The sequence below is a fragment of the Pseudoalteromonas piscicida genome (genome assembly GCF_000238315.3).
GTDB lineage: Bacteria > Pseudomonadota > Gammaproteobacteria > Enterobacterales > Alteromonadaceae > Pseudoalteromonas > Pseudoalteromonas piscicida.
The window spans coordinates 3,715,536-3,739,977 of the sequence record NZ_CP011924.1 but is presented as its reverse complement, the minus strand read 5'-3'; the positions used below and the strand labels follow the sequence as shown (position 1 = coordinate 3,739,977).

Sequence of the window (24,442 nt, the reverse complement as noted above, 5' to 3'; positions counted from 1 at the left end):
TAGTGCAAACATTACGTCGTGAGTATTTAATTATAGAGCTTTAAAACTGCATCCCCTCTTCAAAGTCAGATACTTTGACTAAGTTAACGCCAGTCGCCTTCTCCTCAAAAAAGATATCTGCAATTTTTTGATGGACAAAGACATAACCCATATCATCGGGCTCCATTTTAAAAATCAGCCGCTCTTCTTCTGGAATTTTATCCAATACATCACTATCAAGGCTGTATTTATAAGTCGTTAAGTCATCTGCGTCTGGGTCTAATTTCAGCTTTTCAAGTGTCAATTTAGAAAACTTCGAGCGATTTCTGTCTAGACAATCCTGCTCTTCCCAAAAATTCATACACCAAAAGTTTTCATGGTAATTTCCTTCATCATCTATATAAACCGCCGGATATAACTGCATTCCCTCAAACGCAAAAAACTTCAACTTTTCTCTTATCTTTGAGTTAACTACTGGAATAGTAGCGCTGAGAAAGACATCAGGAACTAGACGACTCCTATTTGCCTTGAGATCTTTATCTCTATGTGCATTTTCAAAAAATAAAGGCTCTTGTCCCCAAGTAAGCTTTTCAAACCGAAAGCGACGTTTTGCAGTTTTCTTCATAGGCTTAGGATACAAAGTATCGCCATCAAACTTTTTTAAAATGATGTAATATTGATCGTTAAAATCTCTTGCCATTGCACTGCCAATTATTTATTTAAAGTAGTCTAATGACTAACTAAAACTGCATCCCTTCTTCAAAGTCGGATACTTTGACTAAATTAACGCCTGTCGCCTTCTCCTCAAAAAAGATATCCGCAATTTTTTGATGGACAAAGACATACTTCAGACCACCAGCTTGTTTAAATATTAAACGTTCTTCTTCTGGAATTTTATCCAAGACTTCACTATCTAGATGGTATTTATATATATCGCAACCTTTTAAATAGTCAGGCTCTAACATCTCCTCTGCAGTGAATTTTTCTATTTTTGACTTTGCTCGATCCCAGCAGTCAAGTTCTTGCCAAAAATTCATGCACCAAAAGTCTTCGTGATAGTTATCTCCATCGTCAATGTACACAGCAGGATATAGCTGCATCCCAACAAAATTAAAGAGCTTTAAACGCTCTCTAATTTTTGAGCTAACGATAGGGATCGTAGCGTCTAGTAAAACACTGGGGATAGGACGTATAACTCCATTCGCATTATCTTTATCTCTATACGCATTTTCGAAAAATAGCGGTTCTTTCCCCCAAACTAACTGTTCAAACTCATAATCTCTATCCGCCGACTTTTGCAAAGCAGTAAGGTGCAATGTTACTTCGCTATACTTTTTTAAAATGATGTAATATTGATCGTTAAAATCTCTTGCCATTGCACTTCCAACCTTTATGTAAAGTAGTCTCCTAACTAGTTGGCAAACTAAAACTGCATCCCTTCTTCAAAGTCGGATACTTTGACTAAGTTAACGCCTGTCGCCTTCTCCTCAAAAAAGATATCTGCAACCGTTTGATGAACAAAAATATACTTTACACCACCAGCTTGTTTAAAGATCAAACGTTCTTCTTCTGGGATGTTGTCTAACACTTCACTGTCTAAATGATATTTATATATCTCACAGTCCTCTAAATAATCTGGATCTACCATTTCTTCTGCTGTGAATGTTTCTATCTTTGACTTTTCCCGATCCCAACAGTCAAGTTCTTGCCAAAAGTTCATATACCAATAGTCTTCTATATAAGCTCCTTCATCATTAATAAAAACAGCAGGATAAAGTTGCATATCTTTTAGATATAAAAACTTTAACTTATCTCTTATTCTTGAGTTTATAATAGGTACTGTCGCATCAAAAAACACGTCCGTAATTGGACGTGTAAAATTATTTAAAGCATCCCTTTCCTTGTAACAGTTCTCAAAAAAAATAGGCTCATCTCCCCAGTTAAGCTTTTTAATACCAAAGTGACGAGTCGCACTTCGCTCTAGCGGTATTGTATACAATGTATTTTCATTGTAATCCGTGAGAAGTATATAGTATTCTTCATTGTAATTTTTTGACATTTAATTTTATAGTTCTAGATTTGCATCCCTTCTTCAAAGTCAGATACTTTAAAAAAGCGTATTCCTGTAATATTATTTTTCAAGAAGTAGGTGACAAGTTTTTCATGTATAAATATATGGCTATGAAAATCCCCACCCATCTTAAATATCATACGATTATTTTCTGGAATTTTATTTAGTACACTTTTATCAAGGTGATATTTTAGCACTTTCGTATCTTCAATATCTCTTCCAGCTTTTAGAGGTCGAGTGATCGATTTATCTTTATCCCAACAATCAAGATACTGATAAATATTTAAATACCAGTATCCTTCATCCCACCCTGTTGATTCAATAACTATAGCAGGACATAGCTGAATACCGTGCAAATCATATTTATCCAACTCTTTTTTTATATTGCTGTTAACAACAAAGCTCGGCCCGTCGAACATTACGTCTGTTTTTACTGAAGCAATACCCAGCTTTTTATTTCGCTCTTGAAAGCTAGGCTCAAAGAATATAGGCTCTCCTTCTTTGGCTATTTCACCATAAAAAAAATAGCCATCAGACTTTTTATTAATCGATAACCTCATTTGCTCTTCATAGCTATTACCACAAGCAACGTAGTAAACTTCATTTAGCCTACTCATTTTCCTATCCTTAAGTTATATTTTACCTTCGCTATATCAATAGTTTTTAAAAATTTTCCACTTTTAAACTTTGGATGTGTTTCACCGCTATGATCTCTATCACTTACGTCACAATTCGATGAGTCCTCCTGATGCTCTTTTACATTTATACAGTTACCGCACCCAACCTTTGATAATGGATGAAATGCTTTCATGATTGGCGATAAAGGAAGTGTAAAATATTCTATTTCTTCAAGTATATCTTCACTTAATTGAGCCATGCACTTACGTAATTTTTTTTCCACCTTTTCAGGCTCCCCTCCACAATCATTTAATTTCTTGATTTTTAATTCTATCAACATTTTTCTAACAACATCATGATAATAAACAGGGTGAACAGCATCATCATCATTATCCTGCTCACTTAACGTACCGAAATGATTCCCTCTATGAACTTGAACATTAAGATGGCAAGCTCCCGGTAAAGTCGCGGGTAGAAAAGCTAAATTAGATAAGTGATTTATGTCGTAACCAGCATCCACCAAAAAGCTTTGCATTTTGGCTTGCTTAATTGATTCATTAGAAATTAAATGGTGAGCTTCCATATGAATACCATTATTAATTGGGTGTTCAAGATCATTCTCTACTACTTTTAATAATGCACCTCTATAATCACTATTAGATTTGTTTACATTCCCTTTAGGCATAAATAACTCCTTTAAATATAATCTATATTTCCTTTTTTCTTGGATACGCGGGGAGTGGTATGCTTTTCACTATTACACCTCCGGCATCGTGTCTGTCGTTTTGTTGTTTGCTTTTTCGCAGTTAGCGTCGAGTTGGTTTTGCCTTTAAGTAGCAACCCACTTGAACGCGCGGTTGTAAGCTTTTTCCCGAGCTTTTTTAAGGTTGTAGTGCTGTCGTTAAAGTCTTCAAACGTACGGATAAAAGCGCTGATTGCCGCTTGTGCTTTTTTAACTTTTACTGATGTACTTGCGGCTCTGGCACCGTTGGCTGATAACTTGGCAGCAAGTGCTGTTACTCTTGCGGCTGTACCCGCTCCTAATGTAAGTAATGACGTTGCTAGTAACAAACAAACCTCTATCGCGACATAAGCGCCGCCTTTTCCGCCAATGTATGCATAAAAATTAGGAGGCACAGCTTCCATAAAGAGTGAAGCGTAAGCAACATAAGTTAGTGCACTATCATGATCGTCTATGAGCGCCAACACTAAATAGAAGTCAGGAGTGTTTTTTATGCTAGCGGCTAATTCAGGGTCAATATCAACTAAAGTGGTATCAACAAATTGTTGTACTTTAGCGACCTCTCCTTTCGCGATATCATCAAGTAAGTTGGTAATTGCATGACGATGCGTGTATAACGCACTTGCATAATGGCTTGTATTTTTAATTGCGTCTGCAGCGTCGTTAAGGTACTGAGTAGTATCATGATGTACATCGCGATAAGCCTGTTCGGCTGCATCTAATGCTCGCTGTGTATTGGCTTGATACCAGTTCCAACTGAGCAAGTCTTCACTGGCATCCTCTTCAATCCAATTAGACATTTCATTGGCACTTTGTCGCAATTGCTCAAAGCGCTCGCTAGCATAATCTGCGGTGGTATCATATGCGCTACCTGCGACGGACTTAATGGTTTTTCCTAAGTCAATCCATGTTTGTGCTTCGAACAAGTCTGCTTGGTCTTCAAGCCACTTACTTCCACCTTGATACGCACCTTGCGCGCCATTAATTGCAATTGCAGCAAAACCATATTCGTCCCAATCAAATTGAAACCCACTCATATTCGATACGGTATCTCGATATGCACCATCAAGCTGCATTTGTAATGATGATTTGAGGTTATTGATTTCCGCTTCTAGCGCTTCGTTACGAGCAACTTCTACAGTGACTTGCCCCTCTTGTGGTAAGTCGCTTTTTACCACAACTCCAGCCTCATTCGCCGTTGACTCTGCTCGTTCAAGTGCATTTGCATCTGTGCTTTTATCACCACTTGAATTGAGTTTAAGTTTTCCGTGGATAAGTGTATTACCTAAATGAATATTGACTTGTTCAAGGGGAAGCGCGGTCTGCCATTCATCATCGTAATACGCCCTCACTTTTATCCATGCGGCACTTGACTTAACACCGAGTACTTCAACGTCAATACTATGGTTGGCTGAACCTGCGCTCGCGGTAAGAACATAAACGCCGGGATCGAGTTTAAGTCGAGTGTCCCAAAAGTGTAATTGATCTGGTGGTAGTTTTGGTACATCAAGCACTGCGCTTCCCTTGCTTGGACCTTGCCACTGCAACCTTACCGCGCGGGCATTACTTACCGAGCCACCCACTTTAGTATCCCAACCACTCGGTACCCGTAAACGGTCACCAGCCTTTGGGGGATTGTTGCGATTGACATGGTCGTTGTAACCATAAATCAGCTTAGGATCGGGCCTACCCGCATATTGGTTAGCGACGGACTCTACGGTATCTCCAGCACGAAACATGTGATCGCTAAAACGCATATAAACTTGTTGAGAGCGTTTTAGTTCCACTTTGGAATTGTTATTTGGATGAGAAATAAAAACTGTTGGCTCGAGTACCACTTCAGATTTTATTGCTTTGCTGCCACCAAGTAGGGCGCGATTAATTTCAGCTTGGCTAAGTCCTCGAGGCATATCTGCTTGCACCAAGCTATTAAAATCTTGCGCACTGCGATTTCCTCCCCCATAGCTTGTCGGTTTATCTTTTACATCAAGTGATTGATATGGCACAAAGGCATATCTCTCACCACTGTGGTGACTAAAGCTAGAATAATTTACTCGCTGCCAGCACTTGCTTGCAAGTATCCAAAATTGAGCCTGAGAGTGATATCTAAAAAGCGGGGCTTGTCTAAACGGAATGATGCTCCAAATACGACCATGAAGCACATGCATGATTTCAATAGGAAGCTTTCGTCTTTGAATGGAGGACATCGCTGTTGCAGCAAGAAGTTGTACTTCACTTGGCGCGTCATGCTCAGTGCTATTACTGGTGCTTTCCTGATTATCACCTAAGCGCGAGATGAGATCATCAAATGCCATTTTTAGTCCTTTAATAGCGTTATGAAATGAGAGGTTAGTATTTAATCTGAGCCTCGGATAATTAGTGTCTTCTTCCAGCTGGTTTCAGCCTGCACTATTGCCTACCGAATAAGCACTTAAGCCGCGATTTATTGCGAGCAAATATTGTCCACATTTAATTTAAATGTAGGCTGAATATCTTACAAATTTCAGACATTAAAAAAGGCGCTTGCGCGCCTTTTTTAATTCCTCAATTTACCGCTGATTATTCAGTTTCTGGTAAATTGCGACCGTAGAACACTTCCTGAATTTCACGATTCAGCTTAAGACGAATTTCTTCCTCTTCGTCTGCGTCTAAATCATCAGTACTAATTCCAAATAGATATGCATTTAGGTCTGTTTCCTTAAGCATCATCTTCGTATGGAATAGGTTCTCTTGATACACGTTTACGTCTACCATGTGGTATGCGTCTTTAGTATCTTCCGTTATGTAATTCTGGATCGAGTGAATTGCGTGGTCGATATAGTGTTTAACACCATTAACGTCACGAGTAAATCCACGAACACGATAGTCGATCGTTACCACATCTGACTCTAAAGAGTGAATTAAGAAGTTAAGCGCTTTAAGTGGCGAAATAATGCCACACGTTGAAACTTCGATATCCGCTCTAAAAGTACAAATGCCATCATCAGGGTGTGCTTCAGGATAAGTATGAACACAGATGTGACTCTTATCTAAGTGTGCTACCACTGACTCAGGAAGTGGACCTGGTGCTTCATTACTATCAAAAGTCTGTTGATCAACAGGCTCTTCTGATACTAATATCGTCACACTCGCCCCTTGTGGTTCATAATCTTGACGTGCGATATTCAGTACGTTTGCACCGATGATATCCGTTACGTCTTTTAGAATATCCGTCAAACGATCAGCACTGTACTGCTCATCGATATATTCTAGATATTCTTTACGTTGCTGCTCGGTCTTGGCGTAGCAAATATCGTAAATGCTAAAGCTTAAACTCTTAGTTAAGTTGTTAAAGCCATGGAGTTTAATTTTATCAAAGGGCTTGTTCACGATAGACCCACCTTAATACAAAAAATCTGCGCTGCAGAAACAAAAGTTCGCGGATTTTATACGAAAATAGCGCTATGAAAAAGCGTTATTTTTCGTCAATTTCAACCACTTCATGGCTATGCGTAATTTCTACTGCTTTTTCAAGCATTAATGCCACTGAACAATACTTTTCAGCGGATAAACTTACAGCTCTTTCTAGGTGTTTTTCAGAGACATTACACCCTTTCACCACGAAGTGTAAATTGATCTTGGTAAAAACCCTAGGTGCGCTTTCTGCGCGCTCTGCGGTTAATTTTACTTCCACGTCGGTAACATCCTGACGCGCCTTTTGTAGAATGCTGACTACATCGACTGACGAACAACATCCCGCTGACATTAATACCATCTCCATTGGACTTGGCGCTGCACTGTCAGAACCGGCATCAAATACCACATTATGTCCCGACGCAGAGCGACCGATAAAGGTATCTCCTTCAACCCATTTTACGCTAGCTAACATAGTTATCCTCTATAAAGCATAACACCGCCAAATGGCGGTGTATCTTAAACCTAGAATTGCCTCTAAGTGTGTTTTCTACACTGTCGATAGTGATTGTGCCAAGCTATACAGCAGAATCAAACAGGTTTTTGACCAAACCTGCGAATTCTTCGATAAATTCTTTTTGTTCTACGGTGACACGTCTATCAACAACACTTGATAGCACTTCTTGTAAGTCGTACACAATGCCATCTACCTCACGCACAATCATGCTGCGCTGCTCTGTAGATAACTCTTTGTGCTGCTCGCATATACGGATAACGTTTTCAGCGATCACATCTTCGATTAATTCCATGACTGTTGGAGCCCCTGGTTCAACCGTCCCAGACTTCTCAAACAAGGCTAAGTTTTGCGTCAAATACATGACTAAATCATCGTACCCTTGTTTATCTAAAACCATACTTTGCTCACCCGAACCTATCAAAGACATCTCCTATTGATTTAAGCAGAAAGTTTTTTCGATTGCTACTTTTGTAGTCAACTAGACACAAAAAAGCAGCCGAAGCTGCTTTTCTTATCAATTTTTATTGAGTAAACCTCAATATTGGCATTTTAATCCAAAGATAAACCTGGGCTCAAGCTAGAAGGTAAAGTTACCTTTTCTAGTTCCACAGAAGCCACTGGGTATGCACAGTAATCTGCCGCGTAGTATGCACTTGCACGATGGTTACCTGATGCACCGATACCACCAAACGGAGCTGCACTTGAAGCGCCAGTGATTGGGCGGTTCCAGTTTACGATACCTGCGCGAATACGACGTAAGAAACGATCGTAGTCAGCTTCGTTGTCGCCAAGCAGACCTGCTGATAAGCCAAAGCTTGTCTCGTTCGCTTTTTCGATAGCCGCGTCAAAGTCTGTGTAGCGGAATATTTTTAACAGCGGACCGAAGTGCTCTTCATCAGGGAAGTCTGCAATGTTAGTACATTCGATGATCCCAGGCGTCACAAAGCCAGTGCCTTCTGTGTGTGTCAGCTCGATAAGCGACTCACCACCAAGCTCAACAAGCTGTTGCTGTGCTTTTACCATGCCAGCGGCAGCTGCATTTGAGATCATTGAACCCATGAACGGTTGATCTGCATCGTCAAAGTTACCCACTTTAATCGCTTTAGTTGCTTTGATCAGTTGCTCAAGGATTGTGTCACCTTGTTCACCTGCAGGAAGGAATAGTTTACGAGCACAAGTACAACGTTGACCACTTGAGATAAACGCAGATTGAATAATGTCATGTACTGCCGCTTTGGTATCCGCTACGTCTTTTACGATGAGTGGGTTATTACCACCCATTTCAAGCGCTAGGATCTTACCCGGTTGACCTGCATATTGCTCATGTAGCAAGTGACCCGTACGAGAAGAGCCTGTAAAGAATAAGCCGTCAATACCAGCGTGTGACGCAAGTGCTTTACCTGTTTCAACTTCACCCTGAACTAGGTTAATCACGCCAGCAGGAAGACCCGCTTGTTGCCAGTATTTAAGCGTTAGCTCAGCAACATATGGTGTTAGTTCAGATGGCTTAAAGATAACCGTGTTACCAGCAAGTAGCGCAGGTACGATGTGGCCATTAGGTAAGTGACCTGGGAAGTTATATGGGCCAAATACAGCAACTACACCATGTGCCTTGTGACGGATCACGGCACGGCCAACTGGCATTGGATTTTCAACAACGCCTGTACGCTCTTGATAGGCTTTCTCAGAAATCGCGATTTTACCTACCATAGCACCCGCTTCTGTACGAGTTTCCCAAAGTGGCTTACCCGTTTCTTTAGCAATTGCGATAGCCAGCTCTTCGCTATTTTCTTTTAGTACTTCAGCGAAACGCTTAACAATTTCTAGACGCGCTTCAAAGCTCATGTCGCTCCATGAATAAAAAGCTTCACGAGCCGCTTTTACTGCGCCATCAACTTGCTCAGCAGTAGCTGCGTTTGCGCTCCAAATAACGTCGTTGTTTGCTGGGTTTACAGAGCTAAAGCTTGCGCCTTGTCCTGCAATCCACTCACCATTTATTAGTTGTGCTGCATGTGTTGTCATAATCTGTTCCCAATCTTAAATCTTTACTAGGCTTACTTGGTCGCCTTCTTCAACTTTTAGCGCCGCGGCAACATGTGGAGCAAGCGTTACTTCATTGCTATCAGTCAGGGCTAACTCGATTACCGCCGCGCGATAATCAACAAGTTTACCATTTGCGACCATAACAGGGAATCCACCGTTGCTTTCGCCTATTTTCACAGTACGAGTTTCACTATTGCGAACCGTGCGGATATTCCCCACTTTTGCTTCTACCGTTGGACCTGCGTCGAAGATATCAACATAACCATTAAATGTGAAACCTTCGCTTTTTAGTAGCTCAATTGCAGGACGCGTATTGTCGTGAACTTCACCAATCACCGCTTGTGCTTCTTTACTAAGCAGGTTTACGTAGATTGGGTACTTAGGCATTAATTCAGCAATAAAGACCTTTTGGCCAATCCCCGTTAGATAATCCGCAGTCGGGAAATCCATCGAGAAGAAGTGCTCTTCAAGCCATTGCCAGAATGGACTTTCGCCTTGCTCGTTAGAAACACCGCGCATTTCCGCGATAACGGTTTCAGCAAAACGATCACGATGTTGATTGATAAACATAAAGCGAGAGCGAGACAGCAGTTTGCCGTTTGCGCCTTTGCGATAGCCATCTTTCAAAAACAGGGTGCATAATTCCGTCGCGCCAGTGTAGTCATTACATAGCGTTAAAATATCCACTGCTTTATAAACATCGAGTGTGCGTGAAGAGTGGATCACTTTGCTTAGGTGATAATGATAAAACGCATCATCTAAACCAACCGCAGCTTCGATACCGCTGGTACCAACCACCTCGCCTGTTTCAGTATCTTCTAATACAAATAAATAGCCTTCATCAAAAGGCTTGTCTGCTTGCTTGCCAAAGGAAGCAACAGAGCGTGCAATCTTCTTCTGTAATAGCTCTTCGTTTACAGGCAAAGAGGTAAAACCGTGACCTGATTCGTGAGCAATGTTTAAAAGCGCTGGATAATCGCTTTCTTGGATTGGGCGAAGGATCATCATGAGCCCGCTTACTCCTCAAAAATGTGGATAACAACAAGGCCACCAAAAGGTGACCTTGCAACCAGTATTAAGCGTTGTTAGCAACTACCGCAGCAACGGCTTTTTCAAAACGTGCCATCCCTTCGCGGATGTCACCTTCTGGAATAACAAGAGATGGAGTGAAACGTACTACGTTTGCACCTGCAACAAGTGACATCACGCCTTGCTTGATACCTTCAACCAAGAATTCTTTTGCTTTGCCTTCGTACTTTTCAGTGACTACACCACCAAGCAATAGACCTTTACCACGTACTTCGGTGAATACGTTGTACTTTTCGTTGATGTCGTTTAATAGTTCACGGAACAGCTGCTCTTTTGCTTTTACGCCATCAAGTACTGCTGTTGTGTTTACTGTGTCGAATGCCGCTTCTGCAACCGCACACGCCAGCGGGTTACCGCCGTAGGTAGAACCGTGAGTACCTACTTTTAGGTGTGCAGCAATCTCAGTTGTTGTGATCATCGCGCCGATAGGGAAGCCACCGCCAAGCGCTTTAGCTGTTGTTAAAATATCAGGGGTTACGTTTAAACCTTGGTATGCATACAGATCACCTGTACGGCCAACACCAGTTTGCACTTCATCAAAAATAAGTAGCGCGTTGTGCTTGTCACACAGCTCGCGAACACCTTTTACAAACTCAGCAGTTGGTGAAATGATGCCACCTTCACCTTGTAGCGGCTCCATCATCACGGCACAAGTGCTGTCTGAGATAAGCGCTTCAAATGCCGCTAAATCGTTATAGTCTGTGTGAACAATGCCGCCCGGCTTTGGACCAAAGCCATCAGAGTATGCAGCTTGACCACCTACGGTCACAGTGAAGAAAGTACGGCCGTGGAAACCTTTGTTGAAAGAGATGATTTGCGACTTTTCAGCACCAAACTTATCAAGAGCCCAACGACGTGCTAGTTTAAGCGCCGCTTCGTTCGCTTCTGCACCTGAGTTTGCAAAGTAGACTTTCTCTGCGAACGTTGCATCAGTTAGCTTTTTCGCTAAACGTAGTGCAGGCTCATTGGTCATCACGTTAGACAGATGCCAAATTTTCTCGCCTTGCTCTTTAAGCGCGCCCACCAAAGCTGGGTGACAATGACCTAGACAGTTAACTGCGATACCACCAGCAAAGTCGATGTACTCACGACCTTCCTGATCCCATACTCGAGAACCTTCACCTTTCACTGGAATTACCGCTGAAGGTGCGTAGTTAGGTACCATTACGTCGTCAAACAATTCACGATTGATAGTCATTTTATTTCCTCATATTTGGTGAGTGAAAGTGCAAACAAGGAGTCATTTCCTTTTGGAGGTCGGCGCGTTGCCGCCACTTGATAGGATATTTATTCACACCAATTCGGTGCTATGTATTTTGACCCGCCCCTTGATGGCACAAAATTCATACGCTCATTATTCCAGAAAAAGCGCCATTTGTCTCACTTATACCACGTTCTCAGCCCTTAGTATTCAAGGGTTTAACATATATTCTCAACTCAAGTGAATAACTATCTAGGGCAGATATTTAGGGCAAAGCAAGCGCCGTGCAGCCTTGCACAGATCATTTAAGATTAGGTTTTGAATGAATAGTCGCAAAAAAAATTTCAATTTTTTTTACAAAATCGTCAACTGCAGGTTATGGAACGCACATTTTGCCAATTGCTGACGCATTTCCTCGGTAAGTTCTAAATGATTGAGCAAAATCTCAGCTTCATCGTCTTCAATCAACTGACTATCTTTTAAAACAAGCAGTTGTGCGTAGCCATAGGCTTTTTGCATCACTTGCGTCAGTGGTAATGGGTCGGCAATGTTTTTATGCGAGTTTGGTAGATAAGTTTGCGCATACTCTTCCATGACAGCATTAAAGGGTAAATAACGTAACTCCATTTTTTCAATTAACTTACGTGAAATCTCTGCCGAATGTTCAATCAACAAATTACGTAAAAATAACGGATCAGGAGACAACTCCATTAATGCGGTGTGTAGATCTTTTTGCTTTTTGTCTCGTGCTATTTGCACCTTGGCTTGCCACACCTTTTCGAAGGTGCGTAAATAAAGACGGATCAAGGCCACTTTTCCAAGCTCTAACAACATGCCTAAAGTAAACGCATGCTGTTCTTTTACCCCAAAAAATGGTGCCAGCTCTTTTGCCGCAATGGCCGTACTCATACTCAATTCGCGTAATTTACGTTTCATCAGAGTAAACGGCTCTGTTGCATGCGGCATCCAATGTCTCACCGCCATTGTCGGGATCACCATTTGCAAGTTCTCAAGGCCTAAATACCTTAATGCTAATGCTGGCGTGTCGACCTTAATGGACGTGCCTTTACTGTTTTTTTTGCGATACTGTGGCAAGTTGACAAGCGAAACCAGCTCGCGACCCAGCCAACTTAAGTCATTGACCAAAGGCTCTAAACGTCCAACTGAAGCTGAGCGCACAGCAAGAATATCTAAAATCGCAGGAACGGAGTCTTGAATGCCAATGACTTCATGATAGATATTATCAAGGTCATGCAGTTGCTTTGTGATAGCTTCTTCGATAACGGAATGTAGATGCTTACTCGCTTTGGCAATGTATTTGTGATGACTTGTGCTGCTTTCTTGGCGTTTTGCAGCCGCAGCAATTTCCACCTCTAGCATAGTGCGCTGTGCGATATTCTCACCGTAGCTAATATCAAATGTATGGATATAGCCTATTTGCTTCTGCGCAAAGTTGAGGCTGATAAGGAGGTCATGGGCACGCTCGGATAGCGCTTGTGCCATTCTAATTTGCTTATTTTCTTGCGTCATGCATGCTACTTATCTAAAAGAAAAACACTGAGTTAAGCACTCAACAGAATCGTCTTACTGATTAGTATTATACCAGTGAAAGCAATATTATGATTTGATATTGCGCACAATAGAATCAAAAAGTTATATATCAAAAGCCAGTCTAACCAACAAAAGCGCAGCGAATATGGATATATAACACCTAGGCGAAACTCTGTTGGTTTTGTTTAAACTTTAGAAGCGTTTTATAAAGTTATCAAGTAATGCTAAGCCGTGTTCCGTGAGGATAGCTTCTGGGTGAAATTGCACACCTTCTAGCGCTCTATCGGATGCTAAGAGTCCCATAATTTCATCACGTTCACCCTCTTGTGTCTGTGTCCAAGCCGTTACGGCTAGAGCATTTGGTAAGCTACTTTGCTCAACAACCAAAGAGTGGTAGCGGCATACTTCGTACGGTGATGGCAGGCCTTGAAATACACCCATATTGTTATGGTGGACTTGAGACGTTTTACCATGCATCACTTGTTTTGCGCGAATGACTTTGCCACCTAAAGCTTGTGCAATAGTTTGATGACCAAGGCAAATGCCGAGAATAGGGATTTGTCCCTGTAGACGTTTTACGACTTCAAGCGAGATCCCCGCTTCATCAGGACTGCAAGGACCAGGAGATAGCACAACATATTTGGGATTAAGCTGCTTGATTTGCGAGGCGCTGATTTCATCATTTCGCTTTACCAGCACATCCACATCTAAGCGCTGAAAATACTGCACTAGGTTGTAGGTAAAGGAATCATAGTTATCAATCATCAACAGCATGTAGGTACCACTAAAAGAACCAAGCGGCCTATTCGCCACTAGGGTAAAGATCTTCGTTATAAGTCTATTTTATCACGAACTCAACAGGAGGGTTTTCTTATATCTCGTATCTGCTTTAAGCCAAGGGGCGATAGACCCTTGTAAAACAAAAAGACACCATAAATGGTGTCTTTCTTTGTGTTTTACTAACCGCGAGGAATAAAACCGACGGCGTCATACACAGCTTTCAGTGTTTTTTCGGCACGAATACTTGCTTTTTCCGCACCTTTTTTCATGATCTCGTCCAGCAGAGTTTGATCTTCACGGATTTCTTTAAAGCGCGCTTGAATAGGCTCAAGCATATTCACTACCGCATCGGCAGTGTCTTTCTTCAAATGACCGTACATTTTGTCTTCGTACTCTGGCACTAACTCTTCAATTGAGCGTTTAGTTGCAACACTAAGTAGAGTCAGTAAGTTGGATACACCAGGTTTTTCAACACGATCAAAGTAAATGCGTGCTTGCTCATCTGAATCCGTTACCGCTTTTTTCAGCTTTTTCTCTATCTTCTTAGGCTCATCCAACAACATCACAAAACCATTTGGGTTTTCGTCTGATTTTGACATCTTCTTGCTCGGATCTTGCAAGCTCATAACACGAGCGCCAAACTCTGGAATATAAGGTTCTGGGATCTTAAAGACATCACCATACAAGTTGTTAAAGCGCGTTGCGATATCGCGGGTCAACTCAAGGTGCTGCTTTTGGTCTTCACCAACCGGTACCTGATCCGCTTGATACAGTAAAATATCAGCAGCTTGCAATACTGGATAGGCGAATAAGCCAACGTTTACGTTATTGGCGTGCTTTGCTGACTTATCTTTAAACTGCGTCATGCGGTTTAGTTCACCCATTTGTGCATAACAGTTCAGCACCCAACCTAGCTGTGCATGTTCAGGAACCTGTGATTGAACAAATAGTGACGATTTATCTGGGTCGATGCCGCAAGCGGTATATAGTGCTACACCATCTAATACGCGATCGCGTAGTTGCTGTGGCTCTTGGCGAACCGTAATGGCATGCAAGTCAACCAACATAAAGTAACAATCATGATCGTTTTGTAGTTTAAGCCACTGGTTAATGGCACCTACGTAATTGCCTATTGTCATACCACCGGTTGGCTGAATACCACTTAATACTACAGGTTTACTCATGTCGTTCCTTTATTTCTTCATTGAATTAACGTTGATTGATAATGGGAATAATATCTAAGAATCCATCACAAAGGTACTGTGGATTGAACTCTTTCAAATCGAATCCCTGATTATACCCATAATTTAGCGCAATCACAGGTATCTTAGCGCCCTGAGCGGCCAAAATATCGCTTTTAGAATCCCCAACCATGATTAACTTATCCGCTGGTATTCCAAGACGCTCGGCAGCCAGCAATAGCGGAGCTGGTGATGGCTTTTTGTCAGTGTCATCACCACAGACGATACAATCAAAATGCGATGTGAGATTTAATTTATCTAGCAACTTTAGCGTAAATGTACGATTTTTATTGGTCACGATGGCTTTTGGCACTGTGGCAAATGCAGATAGCCCCGTCTCAACATGCGGATATAAACCAGCATACTGACCAACTAATTCATCATAATGCACTTTAAAACGCTCAATGGCGGTGTGCGCTAAACTTTCGGATAAGTCTTCGCTAACTTCATGGCTACCGCTTAGACCTCTTTTTACTAACACATCGATGCCGTTACCTACCCATTCACGCACCAGAGCATGACTAACAATCGGGTGAGCAAGCTCAGACAGCGTTAAATTGAGCGCCATATACATATCCTCGACGCTATCAACTAACGTGCCATCGAGGTCAAATAAAATACCCTCAAAACGCATTATTTTACCTTTGCTAATTCTTGACGCATGGCGTCTATTACCGCTTTGTAATCGGGTTGATTAAAGATAGCGGAACCCGCAACAAACATGTCTGCACCGGCAGCTGCGACTTCAGCAATGTTGTCTACTTTAATCCCCCCATCCACTTCAAGACGAATATCGCGACCGGAAGCATCAATGCGTGCTCTCGCTTCTTTTAATTTCTCAAGTGTATGTGGGATAAAACTTTGGCCACCAAAGCCCGGATTTACTGACATCAAGAGGATTTGATCAATTTTATCCATCACATGATCGAGATAATGCAGCGGCGTGCCCGGATTAAATACCAAGCCAGCTTTACAACCTGACTCTTTAATCAGCGCAAGACTTCTGTCTATATGCTCACTGGCCTCTGGGTGAAATGTAATAATGCTCGCCCCGGCTTTAGCAAACTCGGGAATTAGACTATCTACAGGCTTTATCATCAAGTGTACGTCGATAGGAGCGGTAATTCCGTAATTTCTTAATGCGTCACAAATCATTGGACCAAAAGTTAAATTTGGCACATAGTGATTATCCATTACATCGAAATGAACCACGTCGGCACCTGCTGTCAGTACCTTTTCAACATCTTCGCCTAACCTCGCAAAATCTGCGGATAGAATGGATGGTGCAATTAAAAAATCAGACATACTTTTCCCCTAAATGTAAGACCGCGATACTGTACCGTAAATTGCCCAAAATGTCTGCGATTTAAGGCGCTTTATGATTGTGCAATAAACGAACATTGTGTATCATTATGTGATATCTAACTTCTGGGGATAGGGTTATGGTTTCTAGATATAAAGCACGGATTGCTCTGCTTGGGACGGTATTAGCCGTGTCGGCAGGGGTATTTTCTTTCGACAATGATGAAAGTCTTGCCGCAAATTACTCCGCATGTACTTGTAGCACTGGCAATTTGAGCAGTCGAATAAATGCAGTGGAATGTCAGCAAGAAGCGCACACCAGTTGGGCTGCGTGGTTGACTGGCGGTAGTTCGAGTGGCCAATTCCATTATTTGGATTTGCTTGAGCTATTACTTGGCTCTAAAGACAATCAAAGCAGTAGTAAAGTTTCATCTCCTTACTAATACCAGTTGAGCCAATCAACTGGTAAGAGGTAAACACTATGGCTTCTTCCAATAGTAAATTCGCGTTAGTTCAAAGTGTCTGTGCAGCAATGTTTGGTGTGCAGAGTGGTCAAAAACAAGCATATGACTTTAACAAAAAGCATTTTTGGCCGTTTGCTTTTGCGGGCATCGTTTTTGTCGCCGCCTTTGTCATTGGCTTAATTTGGTTTGTAAATGGTGTGGTTTTGGCTTAGTCCTTTATGCCGCGCAAATTACGGACGGTGATATAACGCCATTAGTTCGTCAACTTTATTCCGCCCATTACCTTTAGGGCTAATTGTACGTTTCACCTTGATCACATCTAGCTTCGCTTGATTATAAATCTTTCGAGTCCACACTGTATCGTGATTGGAGATTAACACTGGCGTTTGCTTTTCAAAAGCCGCGGTTTCCGCAAGATTCGCCAGCTGTGCTTGATCGTCTAAGTTAAACCCACCTTTTGCATAGCTAGTAAATGACGCAGTTTTGCTCAAAGGTACATACGGAGGATCGCAATACACCACCGCATTCTTTGGCATGGTTTCAAATACTTGGCTGTAACTTTGACAGGTAAAAGTAGCCTGTTGAGCCTTTTCAGCAAACACATATAACTCGCGCTCTGGAAAGTAAGGCTTTTTGTATTTACCAAAAGGGACGTTAAAGATCCCTTTGAGGTTATAACGACATAAACCATTGTAGCCATGGCGATTCATATATAGAAATAGAATCGCACGCTCATACACATCAATGCTTTCGTTAAACTGTTGTCGATACGCGTAATAAGCATCTGGGTGGTTATTTAACTCGACGAATAGCCTTTTAGCATCACTGATAAATTCATCAGGAATACGCTTCAACTCTTTATACAGGTTGATAAGATCAGCGTTAATGTCATTTAAGACATAATGCTTAAACTGAGTGTTAAGGAACACAGATCCCGCTCCAACAAAAGGTTCTACTAGCGTGTCGGCTTCATTACTTGCTGCTTGTAGGCGCTTAGAAATATCTTCTACTAAGCTGTATTTTCCGCCTGCCCATTTTAAGAAGGCTCTAGTCTTTTGTTGCATGCTCGTTCTATGTCGTGAGTGGTTGCGCGATTTTACACTAAATGTGGCTAATTACCGAGAGACTGAGTAATTTCTTGTTTAATTTTACTCATTCTCTTAAAAAATGGCTGACCTTTTCGTAGCGCCTCAGGCAATACCGCCTTTGCTTGCTTCGCTGAGGCCAAACTCTCATAAGCATCAGTAGTAACTACAAACCAAGTTCGGCCGTTTCTTAAGACAGTAAACTGCTGTGTCACTACCTCGTTATGCTCCGCCATAAACCCAGCCGCAATCTCACTTTCTGTCACCGCAAGTAACTGGATAACCCATTCATCATCTGAACGACTGAGATACCAAGGGTTTCCCGTCAATGGTTCAGGCTCTGCGTACTGAGGCTCTTTTACTGGCGATAAAGTGGCCGGAGTACTACCAACATTGGCTTCTTCAGCTTCAGTCGCTTGCTCTGACAGTGCGTTATTGTTGTTTGTAGTAGTTTTTTTTGCTTCAGTTAATGCAGATAAAATACTACCAACAGGCGCTGTTTCAATTTGCGTTGGCGCTTCGGCTGGCAACTCTGGTTGTACGTTGTTTTCAACTTCAACTTTTTCAACTGTAGTAATTGGCGCTTCAAACACAGCTTGCGCATCAATAGCAGTAGCGACGGCTTCTTCATTATCTTGAGTTGGCGTCCAGTATCGTTTTAATTCTTGTTTATACACTAAAGCAACCATTAACGCGGTCAGTATCAAACAAAGCGCAATGACATACCATTGCCATTGTGATTTGCTACTCACTTTTGAACTTTGTTCACGTAAATTCAGACTCTGTTGCTGCGGCTGCCAAGAAAGTAAAACACTTGGATTACCTCTAGCTTCAGCAACAAACGTATTAAAAATAGGATCTTCATCAGGCGGTAAGTCTTTGTAAAACATGCTCATCAAACGCTTGCTTTCAAGCATGGATAAAGGCTCGATATGAATATCCAAACTTTCAGGGATCAACTGAGGCTGCTGCGCCGTAGCGAGTATGTAAATTGTTTCGCGAGAAGATTTTGCGAGCTTTTGTAGTTGTTCCGCAAGCTCTTGGGTTAAATGCCTAACGTTGTCTAACACCCATAAGCATGGTCCACAAGCTTGTTCATCGTGGAGCAACATGAAGTTTTCACTTAGAGATAACTTCTGATCAATGAGAGGACTGCGAAAGCTATGCTCAAGCAGTTGCCGCACTACATCAAACTCTTGAGTATTTGCAGTTAGCTTTACAAACGCTTTGTTAAAGTCTGGATACTTATCGGTAAGAAACGATTCTGCAAGGTAGCTTTTACCAAGACCCGAAGAGCCGACTAAGGTTATCAGGTTTTGGCCATAGTCGAATTGCATAGCAATTCTATCTACCAATGCAGCTCTGCTTGGTAAAATTTGCGACTGCATTTAACGACCTATTAGAGTTACCACGGTTTCATCGCTAACATCATCCACTAGCGCACATTGACCTAGTTGCGTTGGCAGAATAAAGCGAATTTTGCCTTGTTTGTTCTTTTTGTCTTTGCGCATATGTTGTAAAAACTGCGCTGCGGTCATCTCGCTTGGCGCTTCTGTCGGTAATTGATAAAGCGCAATAACGCGACGGATCTTTTCAACATCAGCAGTACTAAGCGCGCCACGCTGGCAAGCCAAGTTTGCAGCTATCATCATTCCAGCAGCAACAGCCTCACCGTGCAACCAATTACCATAGCCCATTTGCGCTTCAATCGCATGGCCAAAGGTGTGACCCAAATTAAGTAATGCACGCAATCCAGCTTCAGTTTCGTCTTTGGCGACGATCTCAGCTTTTATTGCACAACACTTATAAATAACTTGTTGAAGGCTTTCAGCATCTAGTGCGCTGAGCTGAGGGTGCTGATCCGTTAATGTATCAAGAAAAGATGCATCATAGATCAACGCATATTTAATGACTTCAGCCATACCCGCAGCAAACTCTCTTGCAGGTAATGTACTTAAGGTCTTGGTGTCGATAAAAACCGCTTTTGGCTGATAGAAAGCACCAATCATGTTTTTACCCAACGGATGATTTACCGCAGTTTTACCACCAACTGACGAATCGACTTGTGACAACAAAGTCGTAGGGATCTGAATAAACGGAACACCACGCTGGTAGCATGCCGCAACAAAACCAGTCAAATCACCAACCACACCGCCACCGAGGGCAATCAAACACGTATCTCGACCACAATTATGCTCGAGCAAAAAGGCAGAGATCTTTTCAAACCACTCTAGTGATTTGTATTGTTCACCATCAGGGATAACAAAATGTAGCGGTTTTTGAGCGTCAAATATCGCTAACAGACTGTCTAAATATAAAGGTGCGATGGTGGTGTTGGTGATGATAACAGGACGACTTTGCCCAACATACTGTTTAAGTCGTCCTTCATCTGATAAGAGATGTTCACCGATGAAGATGGGATAGCTTCGCTCGTTTAAATCAACCTTTAATTCAAGCATGGCTTCCCTCCTACGGTGTTGTTATTAGAAATCTAATTTTTCAATAATTTGGTTTGCAACTACTTTAGCGCTTTGCTCATCCGTACGAACAACGTGATCTGCCACTTCTCTATATAGTGGTTCACGCTCATCGGCTAAGCGCTCTAGTACGTCACGTGAGTCTTCACTTGTTTGTAGTAATGGACGACGCTTACCACGCTGAGTACGAGCTACCTGTTTTTCGATCGGCGTTTCTAGGTAAACAACAATACCGCGCGCAGACAACTTGTTGCGCACTTCTTTGCTGATCACAGAGCCACCACCTGTCGCTAACACAATGCCTTGCATTTCTGTTAGGTCAGAGATGACGCTTTCTTCACGCTTGCGGAACCCCTCTTCACCTTCAATATCGAACACCCAAGAAATATCGGCACCTGTGCGGCGCTCAATTTCCTGATCCGAATCGAAAAATTCAAGGTGTAATTGATCTGCAATGTGACGACCAATCGTGCTTTTACCAGCCCCCATCGGGCCTACTAGAAATATATTACGTTTCTCAGCCATATCTTTTTAGTACAAACGAACTCTAAAATTTGAAATAAAACCCCGCCTAACGACCTGGCCCCAAAATTAAGGAGGGGATTATCTCAGTAATCCGTGAACAATTTCAAGTCAAACCACGCAAAAAGCGTAATACTTTTACTGTCAACGGGCCTATAAACTGTCTTGAATGATCTTAGGCGTCACAAATATCAGCAATTCTCGCTTTTCGTTAATATCACGAGAGTTCTTAAACAATAGACCTAAATATGGGATGTCGCCCAAAATTGGGATCTTACTTACTGCTGTTTTCACTTCTTGCTGATAAATACCACCCAGTACGATAGTTTGACCATTTTCGACCAGTACTTGTGTTTGGATCTGTTGGGTATTGATTGCCGTCGCCGGGCCATTTGGCGTTTGCACGGTATCACCTTTAGTGTCTTGTGTAATCACTAAGTCGAGAATTATTTTATTATCAGGTGTAATTTGCGGTGTCACCTCCAAGCTTAAAACCGCTTTTTTGAAACTCACCGTCGTTGCACCACTTGACGATGCCTCTACGTAAGGAATTTCTGTACCTTGCTCGATACGCGCCTTTTTCTGATTCGCTGTGGTGATACTTGGCGTCGCAATTATCTCGCCTTTGCTCTCTTGTTCCAAAGCTGACAACTCGAGATCAATCAGTGTGCCATCCGCCAATTTAGCAATGTGCATACCAATACTACCAGCAGGAACCCCTTTCACGCCTAAATTAACGTTCAAGCGATTTTCCAAAGACGGGATGTTACCATTGGACAAAGCATCAGCGCCTTCCAGCGTACCAGATATGGCATCGCTACCTTGCTGGTCGCTAAAGCCCCAGCGGACACCTAAGTCTTCTTGTACGGTATCATCCACAGTAACCATGCGCGACTCAATACGCACCTGTTTTACTGGCACATCTAAGGTTTCCACCATCCGGCGCACACTTTCAATACTGCGCGAGGTATCTTTAATTAATAAAGTATTGGTACGTTTGTCAACGGACACACTACCACGATGGCTAATAATAGAGTTGATATCTGTTTTAAGTAAGTCTGCAAACTCTTCCGCTTTCGCGTAATTAAGTTGAATATACTCGCTATATAATGGCTCTAGCTCTTCCACTTGCTGACGCGCTTGTAATTCTTTGGCTTCTCTCGCTGCGAGCTCTTCTGATGGTGCAACCATCAAAATAGAACCATCCATACGTTTATCTAGCCCTTTCACACGTAACACAACATCAAGCGCCTGATCCCAAGGTACACCGTCTAAACGTAGGGTTATATTGCCAGATACAGTGTCACTCGTTACTAGATTAAAGTTGTTTGTATCTGCGATGATCTGTAGTACGGAGCGAATTGGAATATCCTGAAAATTCAGCGTGATTGGCTGACCTTTATACTCCTTTTTATCGCCAAAGGTTTTATTACCTTCGTCTTTTTCAACTGATAACGTAAAGATGTTATCAAGCTGCTGATAGGTAAACTTGAATGCCGCATTTGGCTCAATCACAATGCGGCTTTTATTGTCTTCTTTAAAGGTCTCTATACGAGATACCACAGTGCCAAAATCTAACACATCAAGTTCATATAACAGGTCTTCCGCAATATCAATATGGTGGAAGTCCGCAATGATTTTGCCACCGCGCTCTTGTACATCAATAGCAGCTTGATTGTGCTCTAAAAACGCTAATACCTTCGCCTCACCTTTCTCACCGCGACGAAAATCGATAGCTTGAATTTGGTTAATAAATGCGGTGACTTTTTGGCTTTGATCTTGTTCGGAGACAATCGGTTTGTTAGATACTTCCACTATCACAAGATTATTCTTAACCTCGGTTTTATATAGCTTCAGCTCATCCATGTTGATGGAAACGGCAAAACCGCCATCTCTGAGTTCACTGGTAATGCCTTGAATGCCAGCCTTGTTAATGCTCAATGCTTTTAAGCTTTCTTCAAACTCAGCCTGCTGGAAAAATAATTCGATACTAGCACTTTCACCAACAACTCGAACTTTTGGCTCTGTATTGAGTTTTTCGTCAAACACCAGTTGTAGCTGGGTTTCCCCTGTTGGCACAGGGTTATAGCGAATGTCATACAACATAGGAATGGCATGCGCTATTGACGAAAGGCCAACTAAGGCAACACCGAGCACGGAACGCCATAGTGTTCGAGTGCTTTTAATAGTTGATTTTATAACGTTATTGTTAGTATTCACTCGCGCCACCTTGTTCCGCTTCTAACATTTCCACTTTTGTTAGCCTTTCTTTCCAACATCCCGTTCCATCTGGGATCAATTCTAATAATTCTAAATGATCGGCATGCACACTTAGCACTTTGCCATGATATAAACCCATATATTCGCCACGTTTAACACGATATAACCCCTGCGTTGCCGCTTCGATTAGCGCCCAACGACCATCAGATTTGGCGATAATGCCTTTCATACGCAGATTATCCAATGGAAACTTCTCTAACGGATAGCGATCTCTATCTGGATCTGGGTGTAAGCAGTTTTTAATTTGAACGAGTTTATTTTCAATCACTTCGGGCTGTGGCGCAACAAAAGGGCTACGTAACTCTGAAGCGCTATACTTAAACGGTTCATAATTTTGCATTTCAGGTATAGGCTCGATTTTTGGCGTTGAGCTTGCCTTTACCTGATCAATAAATTCTTTTTGTTCTGCCGTACTATCATTACAACCTGAGATGAACATCAATGTGGTCACGCAGAGCATCAGTCGGATCATTTCTGACCTCCTTGCTCATAGCGATAAGTTTTTGCCACGACACTAAATACCAGCTCGCCATTTCCTGCATTTTCGATTCTAAAATCGTGTAGGCTGACTATTCGAGGTAACTCAGATACTTTACTCACAAACTGACCAAATTCATGATACTTACCAATCACCTCTAACTTAATCGGTAATTCGGTATAAAACTCTTTACGTACCTCTGGCATCCAGCCAATTTTTAGGAAGGTTAATCCACTTGAAGTACCAACGTAAGTCAGATCATCAAGTAACCCAGGCGTTTCGTTGGAACTTGGCAGTCGTCTCAACAGCTCTGTAAATTGCGCTTCCATATCGATCATTTGCTGTTTATAAAGCTCTAAATTGTTTGCTCTGGCGTATTTTATTCGGTAGCTCGTTCTCAGCTCTTGCTCCTTTTTAACCGCTTGGTCGTAGCGGTCAATTGAGCTTGAGACCATCAGGTTATAACCCAATACCATCATTAATAAAACCACGAGAATGGAACATAAAACTTTAACAGGAAAAGGCCAATGACCTATGTTGTCTAGCTCCAGCTCATTCCAATCGATTTCTTTTAAACTGTTTAAGTCAAAATTCATGCACTGTGCCTCC

The 24,442-nt window shown here is 42.0% G+C and carries 26 protein-coding genes; 2 read left to right on the top strand and 24 right to left on the bottom strand.

All coding sequences use genetic code 11. The features are described 5' to 3' along the window. Positions 1-40: 40 nt before the first annotated feature. The 17 genes from PPIS_RS17060 to rpe form a co-directional block, all read right to left on the bottom strand. Positions 41-679, bottom strand: a complete 639-nt coding sequence (locus PPIS_RS17060) for a hypothetical protein (protein WP_010368849.1) — start codon at positions 677-679, stop codon at positions 41-43. A gap of 40 nt (positions 680-719) precedes the next feature. Beyond that, positions 720-1,355, bottom strand: coding sequence for an imm11 family protein (locus PPIS_RS17055; protein WP_010368853.1), 636 nt, complete (start codon positions 1,353-1,355; stop codon positions 720-722). Between the two features lie 47 nt (positions 1,356-1,402). Next, entirely contained in the window at positions 1,403-2,038 is a 636-nt protein-coding gene (locus PPIS_RS17050; protein WP_010368855.1) for an imm11 family protein, read from the bottom strand. A 14-nt stretch (positions 2,039-2,052) separates the two neighbouring features. Continuing rightward, positions 2,053-2,667, bottom strand: coding sequence for an imm11 family protein (locus PPIS_RS17045; RefSeq protein ID WP_010368858.1), 615 nt, complete (start codon positions 2,665-2,667; stop codon positions 2,053-2,055). Further along, positions 2,664-3,353 (bottom strand): AHH domain-containing protein, encoded by a 690-nt coding sequence (locus PPIS_RS17040; protein ID WP_010368861.1) that lies wholly within the window; start codon positions 3,351-3,353, stop codon positions 2,664-2,666. The genes PPIS_RS17045 and PPIS_RS17040 overlap by 4 nt, the downstream gene beginning before the upstream one ends. A gap of 11 nt (positions 3,354-3,364) precedes the next feature. Beyond that, entirely contained in the window at positions 3,365-5,725 is a 2,361-nt protein-coding gene (locus tag PPIS_RS17035) for a hypothetical protein (RefSeq protein WP_010368864.1), read from the bottom strand. 244 nt (positions 5,726-5,969) lie between these two features. Further along, entirely contained in the window at positions 5,970-6,779 is an 810-nt protein-coding gene (gene speD / locus PPIS_RS17030) for an adenosylmethionine decarboxylase (RefSeq protein ID WP_010368867.1), read from the bottom strand. Positions 6,780-6,864: 85 nt separating this feature from the next. Then, a complete protein-coding gene (locus PPIS_RS17025; protein WP_010368870.1) occupies positions 6,865-7,278 on the bottom strand; it encodes an OsmC family protein in 414 nt (137 codons plus the stop codon). A gap of 103 nt (positions 7,279-7,381) precedes the next feature. After that, positions 7,382-7,717, bottom strand: coding sequence for a DUF3802 family protein (locus PPIS_RS17020; RefSeq protein WP_026000926.1), 336 nt, complete (start codon positions 7,715-7,717; stop codon positions 7,382-7,384). A gap of 152 nt (positions 7,718-7,869) precedes the next feature. Next, a complete protein-coding gene (gene astD / locus PPIS_RS17015; protein ID WP_010368876.1) occupies positions 7,870-9,342 on the bottom strand; it encodes a succinylglutamate-semialdehyde dehydrogenase in 1,473 nt (490 codons plus the stop codon). A 15-nt stretch (positions 9,343-9,357) separates the two neighbouring features. Next, entirely contained in the window at positions 9,358-10,371 is a 1,014-nt protein-coding gene (astA, locus tag PPIS_RS17010; RefSeq protein WP_010368879.1) for an arginine N-succinyltransferase, read from the bottom strand. Positions 10,372-10,438: 67 nt separating this feature from the next. Then, positions 10,439-11,650 (bottom strand): aspartate aminotransferase family protein, encoded by a 1,212-nt coding sequence (locus PPIS_RS17005; RefSeq protein ID WP_010368882.1) that lies wholly within the window; start codon positions 11,648-11,650, stop codon positions 10,439-10,441. Between the two features lie 357 nt (positions 11,651-12,007). Beyond that, the gene (locus tag PPIS_RS17000; RefSeq protein ID WP_010368884.1) at positions 12,008-13,183 is read right to left on the bottom strand and encodes an HDOD domain-containing protein; all 1,176 of its coding nucleotides are present in this window, start codon (positions 13,181-13,183) and stop codon (positions 12,008-12,010) included. Between the two features lie 213 nt (positions 13,184-13,396). Then, a complete protein-coding gene (locus PPIS_RS16995) occupies positions 13,397-13,978 on the bottom strand; it encodes an anthranilate synthase component II (RefSeq protein ID WP_010368886.1) in 582 nt (193 codons plus the stop codon). 185 nt (positions 13,979-14,163) lie between these two features. Continuing rightward, complete coding sequence (gene trpS / locus PPIS_RS16990; protein ID WP_010368888.1) at positions 14,164-15,168, bottom strand: tryptophan--tRNA ligase; 1,005 nt, start codon at positions 15,166-15,168, stop codon at positions 14,164-14,166. 25 nt (positions 15,169-15,193) lie between these two features. Continuing rightward, on the bottom strand, positions 15,194-15,859 hold the full coding sequence (locus PPIS_RS16985) for an HAD-IA family hydrolase (RefSeq protein ID WP_010368890.1): 666 nt from the start codon (positions 15,857-15,859) through the stop codon (positions 15,194-15,196). Next, positions 15,859-16,530, bottom strand: coding sequence for a ribulose-phosphate 3-epimerase (gene rpe / locus PPIS_RS16980; protein WP_010368892.1), 672 nt, complete (start codon positions 16,528-16,530; stop codon positions 15,859-15,861). The genes PPIS_RS16985 and rpe overlap by 1 nt, the downstream gene beginning before the upstream one ends. Before the next feature lie 137 nt (positions 16,531-16,667). Between rpe and PPIS_RS16975 the strand changes: the two genes are divergently transcribed. Both PPIS_RS16975 and PPIS_RS16970 read left to right on the top strand, forming a co-directional pair. Next, positions 16,668-16,970: a hypothetical protein gene (locus PPIS_RS16975; RefSeq protein WP_010368894.1), complete on the top strand. Its 303-nt coding sequence runs from the start codon at positions 16,668-16,670 to the stop codon at positions 16,968-16,970. A 38-nt stretch (positions 16,971-17,008) separates the two neighbouring features. Further along, positions 17,009-17,203 (top strand): DUF2970 domain-containing protein, encoded by a 195-nt coding sequence (locus tag PPIS_RS16970; protein ID WP_010368896.1) that lies wholly within the window; start codon positions 17,009-17,011, stop codon positions 17,201-17,203. Between the two features lie 18 nt (positions 17,204-17,221). Here PPIS_RS16970 and PPIS_RS16965 read toward each other — a convergent pair whose 3' ends face one another. The 7 genes from PPIS_RS16965 to PPIS_RS16935 all read right to left on the bottom strand — a co-directional run bounded on the left by PPIS_RS16965 (position 17,222) and on the right by PPIS_RS16935 (position 24,429). Then, the gene (locus PPIS_RS16965; protein ID WP_010368897.1) at positions 17,222-18,055 is read right to left on the bottom strand and encodes a Dam family site-specific DNA-(adenine-N6)-methyltransferase; all 834 of its coding nucleotides are present in this window, start codon (positions 18,053-18,055) and stop codon (positions 17,222-17,224) included. Positions 18,056-18,102: 47 nt separating this feature from the next. Beyond that, positions 18,103-19,464: an AAA family ATPase gene (locus PPIS_RS16960; RefSeq protein ID WP_010368899.1), complete on the bottom strand. Its 1,362-nt coding sequence runs from the start codon at positions 19,462-19,464 to the stop codon at positions 18,103-18,105. Continuing rightward, complete coding sequence (gene aroB, locus PPIS_RS16955) at positions 19,465-20,535, bottom strand: 3-dehydroquinate synthase (RefSeq protein ID WP_010368901.1); 1,071 nt, start codon at positions 20,533-20,535, stop codon at positions 19,465-19,467. It lies immediately after the preceding gene. Positions 20,536-20,559: 24 nt separating this feature from the next. Then, the gene (gene aroK, locus PPIS_RS16950) at positions 20,560-21,078 is read right to left on the bottom strand and encodes a shikimate kinase AroK (protein ID WP_010368903.1); all 519 of its coding nucleotides are present in this window, start codon (positions 21,076-21,078) and stop codon (positions 20,560-20,562) included. Between the two features lie 150 nt (positions 21,079-21,228). Beyond that, positions 21,229-23,295: a type IV pilus secretin PilQ gene (locus PPIS_RS16945; protein ID WP_010368905.1), complete on the bottom strand. Its 2,067-nt coding sequence runs from the start codon at positions 23,293-23,295 to the stop codon at positions 21,229-21,231. After that, positions 23,285-23,827: a pilus assembly protein PilP gene (locus tag PPIS_RS16940; protein ID WP_010368907.1), complete on the bottom strand. Its 543-nt coding sequence runs from the start codon at positions 23,825-23,827 to the stop codon at positions 23,285-23,287. Before PPIS_RS16940 ends, PPIS_RS16945 begins: the two co-directional genes overlap by 11 nt. Next, positions 23,824-24,429: a type IV pilus inner membrane component PilO gene (locus PPIS_RS16935; RefSeq protein WP_010368909.1), complete on the bottom strand. Its 606-nt coding sequence runs from the start codon at positions 24,427-24,429 to the stop codon at positions 23,824-23,826. The genes PPIS_RS16940 and PPIS_RS16935 overlap by 4 nt, the downstream gene beginning before the upstream one ends. Positions 24,430-24,442 lie beyond the last annotated feature (13 nt).

Bases quoted from the DNA above. Each gene is read 5' to 3' on its own strand.
- PPIS_RS17060 (WP_010368849.1), bottom strand. From the start codon at position 679: ATGGCAAGAGATTTTAACGATCAATATTACATCATTTTAAAAAAGTTT.
- PPIS_RS17055 (WP_010368853.1), bottom strand. From the start codon at position 1,355: ATGGCAAGAGATTTTAACGATCAATATTACATCATTTTAAAAAAGTAT.
- PPIS_RS17050 (WP_010368855.1), bottom strand. From the start codon at position 2,038: ATGTCAAAAAATTACAATGAAGAATACTATATACTTCTCACGGATTAC.
- PPIS_RS17045 (WP_010368858.1), bottom strand. From the start codon at position 2,667: ATGAGTAGGCTAAATGAAGTTTACTACGTTGCTTGTGGTAATAGCTAT.
- PPIS_RS17040 (WP_010368861.1), bottom strand. From the start codon at position 3,353: ATGCCTAAAGGGAATGTAAACAAATCTAATAGTGATTATAGAGGTGCA.
- PPIS_RS17035 (WP_010368864.1), bottom strand. From the start codon at position 5,725: ATGGCATTTGATGATCTCATCTCGCGCTTAGGTGATAATCAGGAAAGC.
- PPIS_RS17025 (WP_010368870.1), bottom strand. From the start codon at position 7,278: ATGTTAGCTAGCGTAAAATGGGTTGAAGGAGATACCTTTATCGGTCGC.
- PPIS_RS17020 (WP_026000926.1), bottom strand. From the start codon at position 7,717: ATGGTTTTAGATAAACAAGGGTACGATGATTTAGTCATGTATTTGACG.
- astD (WP_010368876.1), bottom strand. From the start codon at position 9,342: ATGACAACACATGCAGCACAACTAATAAATGGTGAGTGGATTGCAGGA.
- astA (WP_010368879.1), bottom strand. From the start codon at position 10,371: ATGATGATCCTTCGCCCAATCCAAGAAAGCGATTATCCAGCGCTTTTA.
- PPIS_RS17005 (WP_010368882.1), bottom strand. From the start codon at position 11,650: ATGACTATCAATCGTGAATTGTTTGACGACGTAATGGTACCTAACTAC.
- PPIS_RS17000 (WP_010368884.1), bottom strand. From the start codon at position 13,183: ATGACGCAAGAAAATAAGCAAATTAGAATGGCACAAGCGCTATCCGAG.
- PPIS_RS16995 (WP_010368886.1), bottom strand. From the start codon at position 13,978: ATGCTGTTGATGATTGATAACTATGATTCCTTTACCTACAACCTAGTG.
- trpS (WP_010368888.1), bottom strand. From the start codon at position 15,168: ATGAGTAAACCTGTAGTATTAAGTGGTATTCAGCCAACCGGTGGTATG.
- PPIS_RS16985 (WP_010368890.1), bottom strand. From the start codon at position 15,859: ATGCGTTTTGAGGGTATTTTATTTGACCTCGATGGCACGTTAGTTGAT.
- rpe (WP_010368892.1), bottom strand. From the start codon at position 16,530: ATGTCTGATTTTTTAATTGCACCATCCATTCTATCCGCAGATTTTGCG.
- PPIS_RS16975 (WP_010368894.1), top strand. From the start codon at position 16,668: ATGGTTTCTAGATATAAAGCACGGATTGCTCTGCTTGGGACGGTATTA.
- PPIS_RS16970 (WP_010368896.1), top strand. From the start codon at position 17,009: ATGGCTTCTTCCAATAGTAAATTCGCGTTAGTTCAAAGTGTCTGTGCA.
- PPIS_RS16965 (WP_010368897.1), bottom strand. From the start codon at position 18,055: ATGCAACAAAAGACTAGAGCCTTCTTAAAATGGGCAGGCGGAAAATAC.
- PPIS_RS16960 (WP_010368899.1), bottom strand. From the start codon at position 19,464: ATGCAGTCGCAAATTTTACCAAGCAGAGCTGCATTGGTAGATAGAATT.
- aroB (WP_010368901.1), bottom strand. From the start codon at position 20,535: ATGCTTGAATTAAAGGTTGATTTAAACGAGCGAAGCTATCCCATCTTC.
- aroK (WP_010368903.1), bottom strand. From the start codon at position 21,078: ATGGCTGAGAAACGTAATATATTTCTAGTAGGCCCGATGGGGGCTGGT.
- PPIS_RS16940 (WP_010368907.1), bottom strand. From the start codon at position 23,827: ATGATCCGACTGATGCTCTGCGTGACCACATTGATGTTCATCTCAGGT.
- PPIS_RS16935 (WP_010368909.1), bottom strand. From the start codon at position 24,429: ATGAATTTTGACTTAAACAGTTTAAAAGAAATCGATTGGAATGAGCTG.